The sequence below is a fragment of the Leucobacter sp. 7(1) genome, assembly GCF_900163635.1.
Classification (GTDB): Bacteria; Actinomycetota; Actinomycetes; order Actinomycetales; family Microbacteriaceae; genus Leucobacter.
The window spans coordinates 1-5,697 of sequence record NZ_FUID01000019.1 but is presented as its reverse complement, the minus strand read 5'-3'; the positions used below and the strand labels follow the sequence as shown (position 1 = coordinate 5,697).

The window sequence follows — 5,697 nt, the reverse complement described above, 5'->3', positions numbered from 1 at the left end:
GCGCAGCGGCAGAAGATGGGGCAGATCGAAGACGCCTCCCAGACCGCCGAATACGGTGACGTACTCCAACAGGAAGCCGACCTCACCGCCGGCCACGGCGTCCTCCGCTACACCGGCCTCATCAGCATCTCCGCCCCGTCCCCGGAAGAACTCGACACCGCGGTCGCGGCGATCGAACAGGCCGCGATCCAAGCATCCTGCGAGACCCGGCGCCTGGTCGGGCAGCAGGCACAAGCCTTCACCGTCGCAGCGTTGCCGCTGTGCCGCACCGTCTGAACGACAGGAGCCCGTCATGCCGACCTTCCAGAACCCAACCACGGGCGCCGCCGAAGCGTCCGAAGCGCTCCGCGGGCTCGCGCACGCCTCCCGCGTGTTCGAGGACCCCGCCGACACCTATGCGGTGCTCGGTGATCTGCTTGCCGGGGTGCGCTCCCTCCGGCAAGTGCTCGACCAGCTCGCCACCACCCACCTCACGAACCGGGCGCGCGCGCACGACGACGCCGGGGATCAGACCGCCGGTGCGACCTACGCTCTCGCAGCAACAGCGGAACTGCAGCAGGCCGCGGCGCTGCTGGACGGGGTGCATGACCGGGTCGATGCGGCATTGGCTGCCTCGGGACGGATCGCCTGGCACCCCGCGCCCACAGCAGCGGGGCCGGTGTCGCGATGGGTGAGCACGGTCTTCCTGCAAGGCCAGGAGGCCGACGAAGTGCTGACGATCATCGACCGCGACGGCACTGACGCAGCGATCGAGCACCTGTCCGGGTTCGACATGGGCGAGGAGACCACGCAGGCCGCGCTCGTCAACGGATACGTCTACGACACCATCCCCACCGGCCCCCTCGACCGCACCACCACCAACGGCATCTACACGCTGACCTACAACCACGACCACGACCACGGGCACGTCTCCTTGCTCCGCGCACACCCAGAAACACAAGAGCCGGATGCTCAGGCTCCATCGGCGCGGACAACGCCGAGCCGTCAACCGTCGCGCAGGCACGCACCGGTGGTCGAAGAGGAAGACGACTGGTTCGCACCTTCGCAGTCCTCGCCGGCGCTACGGGGGCGGGCGCTGTGAGCGATCGCCAGAAGCTCCATACCGCGGCGCTGGTCGAACCGGCCGGGGAACGCCGCAAGCAGCGGAAGGCACGCAAGCACGCCGCCGCGAAGATCGAGACCAGCGCCCGTCGCGCCGAGCAGTCTGCGGCGCGTGAACGGCTGGCGGCGGAGCGTGCGGAACGCCGTAACACCACCTACCTCCCCGCCGCGGGCGAACCAGGGGCGGCGGCGTTGCGGACGCCGGGGCGGTTTCGGTTGCCGCGGCATCAGGACACCTCGGCGACGCTCGCGGGCGCGTACCCGTTCCTCGCCGAAGGCGGCCTCGGCGCCGACGGCGTATTCATCGGCCAGGACCTGTACTCGGGCGGTTCCTTCGTCTACGACCCGTGGACCCTCTACGCCCGCGGGATCATCACCGCCCCCAACCTCGTCCTGGCCGGCATCGTCGGCTCCGGGAAGTCTTCTCTTGCCAAGTCCCTCTACACAAGGTCGATCCCGTTTGGTCGCCGCGTGTATGTCCCCGGTGACCCGAAAGGCGAACACACCGCTGTCGCTGAAGCGGTCGGCGGGCGGGCGATCGTCCTCGGGCACGGGCTCCGCAACCGGCTCAACCCGCTCGATGAAGGCCACCGCCCCTCCGGCCTCTCGGATGCGGAATGGGTCGCGCAGGTCGCCTCCCGCCGCCGGGAACTGATCGGTGCTCTTGCGGAGACGGTGCTGGATCGGGTGCTGTCCCCGTTGGAGCACACCGCGATCGACCTCGCACTGAGAGACAGCGTCCGCTCCGCTCAGGTGCCGATCTTGCCGATGGTCGTCGACCGCATCCTGAGCCCAGAACCAGCGACGGATACCGACCGGCGGCTCGCGGAAGACGGCCGGCCCGTCGGCCACGCCCTCCGTCGCCTCGTGGCGGGTGATCTTGCGGGGCTGTTCGATGGTCCATCGACGGTGCGGTTCGACCCGTCACTGCCAATGGTCAGTCTTGACCTGTCGCGGGTGGCGGAGAACTCGACGCTGATCTCGGTGTTGATGACGTGTTCGTCGGCGTGGATGGAGTCGGCGCTGATGGACCCGAACGGCGGGCACCGGTGGGTGATCTACGACGAAGCCTGGCGGCTCATGGCCTACCCCGCCCTCCTCAAACGCATGGACGCACAATGGCGGCTCGCGCGGCATTACGGGATCGCGAACATGCTGATCTTCCACAAGCTCACCGACCTTGACAACGTCGGCGACCACGGTTCCGCGATGCGCGCCCTCGCGAACTCGCTGTTGGCGAATGCGGAGACGAGGATCATCTACCGGCAAGAACCTGACCAGCTCGGTGCCACCGCCGCTGCCCTCGGCCTCACCGGCACCGAACAGAAGCTCCTCCCCGGCCTCGGCACCGGACAAGGGCTCTGGCGCATCAAGGAGCGCTCCTTCGTGGTGCAGCATCAGCTTCACCCGGCGGAACTTGCCGCGTTCGACACCACCGCGAGGATGAAGGGTTAAACGCTCACGTTCAGGATTCCTGAACCCTGATTCCGTGTCATTCCACCGCTCTCAGCCGGTCTGCGGGGCGTTGTGAGGGTGCAAGTTCCCGCGGCCATTTGCTCACTCGCGGTGACTGTCTGGGCGGGCCGGTTCGTACCTATCCCTCGATTGATTCACCACGACCGAGGGAGCAGCACTGATGGACACGATCAACGATCTGGCAGCAGATGAGCGCACCGCGAGGATCATCCTCGCTATCGCCTCCGAACCGGGCGACGCGGTGACGGGACGGATGATCCGCACCGTCGGCGCATCCGAGACGGTCGCCCGCGTCGTCTCGGATGCGGTTCCGGTGGGACCGGATGGTGATACCTGGCAGCGACGCCTCGCACCCCGCATCAATGCCGAGGAGACCTGGAAGGTGCTCGCGGAGACCGAGCGTCACGGGATGCGGGTGCTGATCCCCGGCGATACGGAATGGCCGGCCTCGATCGATGCGCTCGGAGACCGTGCACCGGTCGCATTGTGGGCGAAAGGCAGCACTGCACTGCTTGCCGGGCCGTTGTGGGATCGACTCACCGTCACCGGCGCTCGGGCAGCCACCGGGTACGGGGAACACGTCACGACGGAACTGGTGCAGTCGGCGGTCGCCGACTCACGGGTGGTGCTGTCCGGGGGCGCGTATGGGATCGATGGTGCCGCGCACCGTGCCGCCCTCACACCAGGCGGTTCGACGGTCGCGGTGCTCGCGGGCGGCCTGGACCGCCCCTATCCGGCCGGGCACGCCGATCTCCTGGCTCGTGTTGGCAAAGAGGGTCTTCTGTTGTCGGAGCTACCGCCAGGTGCGGCGCCGACGAAGTGGCGGTTCCTGGCCCGCGGCAGGCTCCTCGCCGCGCTCTCCGGCACCGTGCTGATCGCTGAAGCGGGATACCGTTCCGGGTCGCTGCACACCGCTGCGCGCGCGATCGAGCTCGGCCGTCCCGTCGGTGCGGTACCGGGGCCGCTGACGAGTGCGGCGTCTGCGGGGTGTCACCGGTTGCTGCGTGACGGGCTCGGGTCGATCATCACCGGCTACGACGATGTGCGTGAGCTGCTGCACGGGGCGCGCGACGGCGCGCATCGCGCGGCGCGCGAGCGTGCGGGGCTCGAGGCCGAACCGCTCGACCAAGACCCGCCCAGGCAGGGCAAGGCACCGGACGCGCCTGGTCTGTGAGGTCGAGGGCTGGGGTGGTGCACCTCCTGTGAAGGCGGCCCATGCCGGGTCGCTGTTCGCGGACCGTCAGGAGGCATCTCGTGTCAGGATCACTCGCCCACATCTCGCAGCCCGTGGCTGCGCCACCCAGAGCGGGGGTGCGGCGCTGGTTGTCGGTGCTGCTGGCCCTGTTCCTGCTGGCCGGGTCGTTCGCGCTGAATGCGCCGGCGGCTCATGCGGGCAGTCTCGGGGTCGGGTACGACATCGGGAACGGGTTCCTCGGCGCGTACAACACCGATGTCGATGGTCGGCAGGCGTACTGCGCGGACCTGGGAGCGGATTCCCCGTTCGGACAGACCTCCGGGCCGGAAACGGTCACGTCGCTGGATTCGCTGTCGCGGCAGCAGCTCGCAGAGCTCAACTATGTGCTGGACCGGTGGGGGCAGTCCGGTGACCCGAATGTGACCGCAGCGGTCGCCCTCTTCGTGTGGTCGGTCACTGACGCGGGAACCTATAACTCGCACGGCATGTCCGGCGACATCTACTACGTCGGCCGCGCTCCTGCCGCAGTGCGGGGTGCGATCCTCGCGAACCTGGACATGATGCGCCAGAACGCCGCCGTCTACGCCGTCACCGACCCGTCTCTGTCCCTGTCGCTGGACATGGCGGATCAGTACGCTGGCGCGCTCACGGTCGCAACCCACCCCGCGGGGCTCACCGGCGCCGCGACGCTGACGGATGCGGTCTTCGCTGACGGTTCCTCGGCGCGCACGATCGGCGCCGGAACGCACCCGATCACGGGCACCCCGGCCGACGGAGTTCCGTCATACCGGGTCGGGGCGTCGATGAGCGTCCCTGCGGCGGGCTACGGGGCGGCAGTCGACCTGTATACGACGCCCGGGGCGCAGCGCCTCGTCGCCGCCGTCGCGGGATCATCCACCGGGTTGTCGGCGCGGGTGGAGTCGCCGGTGATCGAGCTGGATTTCCAGCCGGAGATCACCACACAGGTCGCTTCCCGCTACGTCAGCGAGGGTGATGCGTTCGTGGATGGGCTCAGCGTGTCGGTGTCGAACGGCACCTGGATTCACCTGGACGGGAACCCGATCGAGGTCACCGCGACGGGCACCTTGTATGGGCCGTTCGATGAGCAGCCCACCGAGGCCGACACCCCACCCGCCGGAGCACCTGTCGCGGGCACGGAGACCGTGACGCTCACGGGTGCGGGGTCGTACACGTCACCGGGCACGATCATCGCCCCGGAATCGGGCTTCTACACGTGGGTATGGAGCATCGACAAGGCCGCGCACGGTGAGAACGCGAAGTACCTCACCGACTCGTTCACCGACCGCTTCGGGCAGGTGGCGGAGAGCTCGGTGGTGCCCTTCCAACCCGAAGCCGTCTCTGAAGCGGACCAGCGGCTCGCGGTTCCCGGTGACGCGCTGACGGACACGATCACGGTGTCCAGCAGCAATGGGACGTGGTTGAAGAAGGACGGTGCTTTCATTCCGGTGGTCTTCGAGGGCACCGCCTACCAGGTCCCCGGTACCCTACCCCCAGCACAGGACACCGCGATGGACCCGGCGGCGGTGCCGTTCGGCACGGTCACGGTCACCGCGGACGGTCCCGGCGTCTACACGTCCCCGTCGGTGATCGCGCCGACGGGCGGGTTCGTCACCTGGGTGTGGGAGGTGAAGAAGGTCTCGCAGCCGGAGTGGGTGCGCGACTACCTCGCCTCCGACTGGCAGGACGACTACGGCATCACCGTGGAGACGACCTCGGTGCGGTGGCCTGTCACGGTGACCTCGCTGATGCGGGAGTACAACGTGCACCCCGGCGGTCGCGCCTTCGACGTGATCACCGTCACCGGGTTCCCTGCGAACCACGGCGATTTCACCGGCGACGGCTACTGGGGCGCCGACGTCGATGAACTGCACCACACCGTCTACGGCCCGTTCGCGTCGGATGCG

General features: G+C 68.5%; 5 protein-coding genes. All 5 read left to right on the top strand.

The window, feature by feature from the left end; all coding sequences use genetic code 11:
* Nucleotides 1-276 (top strand): SCO6880 family protein (locus FM113_RS04235; RefSeq protein ID WP_369676685.1); only part of this gene is annotated, 276 nt, incomplete at its 5' end.
* Between the two features lie 16 nt (nt 277-292).
* Nucleotides 293-1,081 (top strand): hypothetical protein, encoded by a 789-nt coding sequence (locus FM113_RS04230; protein ID WP_087011841.1) that lies wholly within the window; start codon nt 293-295, stop codon nt 1,079-1,081.
* Nucleotides 1,078-2,556 (top strand): ATP-binding protein, encoded by a 1,479-nt coding sequence (locus FM113_RS04225; RefSeq protein WP_087011839.1) that lies wholly within the window; start codon nt 1,078-1,080, stop codon nt 2,554-2,556. The genes FM113_RS04230 and FM113_RS04225 overlap by 4 nt, the downstream gene beginning before the upstream one ends.
* A 181-nt stretch (nt 2,557-2,737) precedes the next feature.
* Entirely contained in the window at nt 2,738-3,751 is a 1,014-nt protein-coding gene (dprA, locus tag FM113_RS04220) for a DNA-processing protein DprA (protein ID WP_087011837.1), read from the top strand.
* An 80-nt stretch (nt 3,752-3,831) separates the two neighbouring features.
* The coding region (locus tag FM113_RS04215; RefSeq protein WP_087011835.1) for a hypothetical protein at nt 3,832-5,697 on the top strand (1,866 nt) is incomplete at its 3' end.

What these genes read in the sequence shown, in the direction of transcription:
- FM113_RS04230 (WP_087011841.1), top strand. Translation starts at nt 293, where the DNA reads ATGCCGACCTTCCAGAACCCAACCACGGGCGCCGCCGAAGCGTCCGAA.
- dprA (WP_087011837.1), top strand. Translation starts at nt 2,738, where the DNA reads ATGGACACGATCAACGATCTGGCAGCAGATGAGCGCACCGCGAGGATC.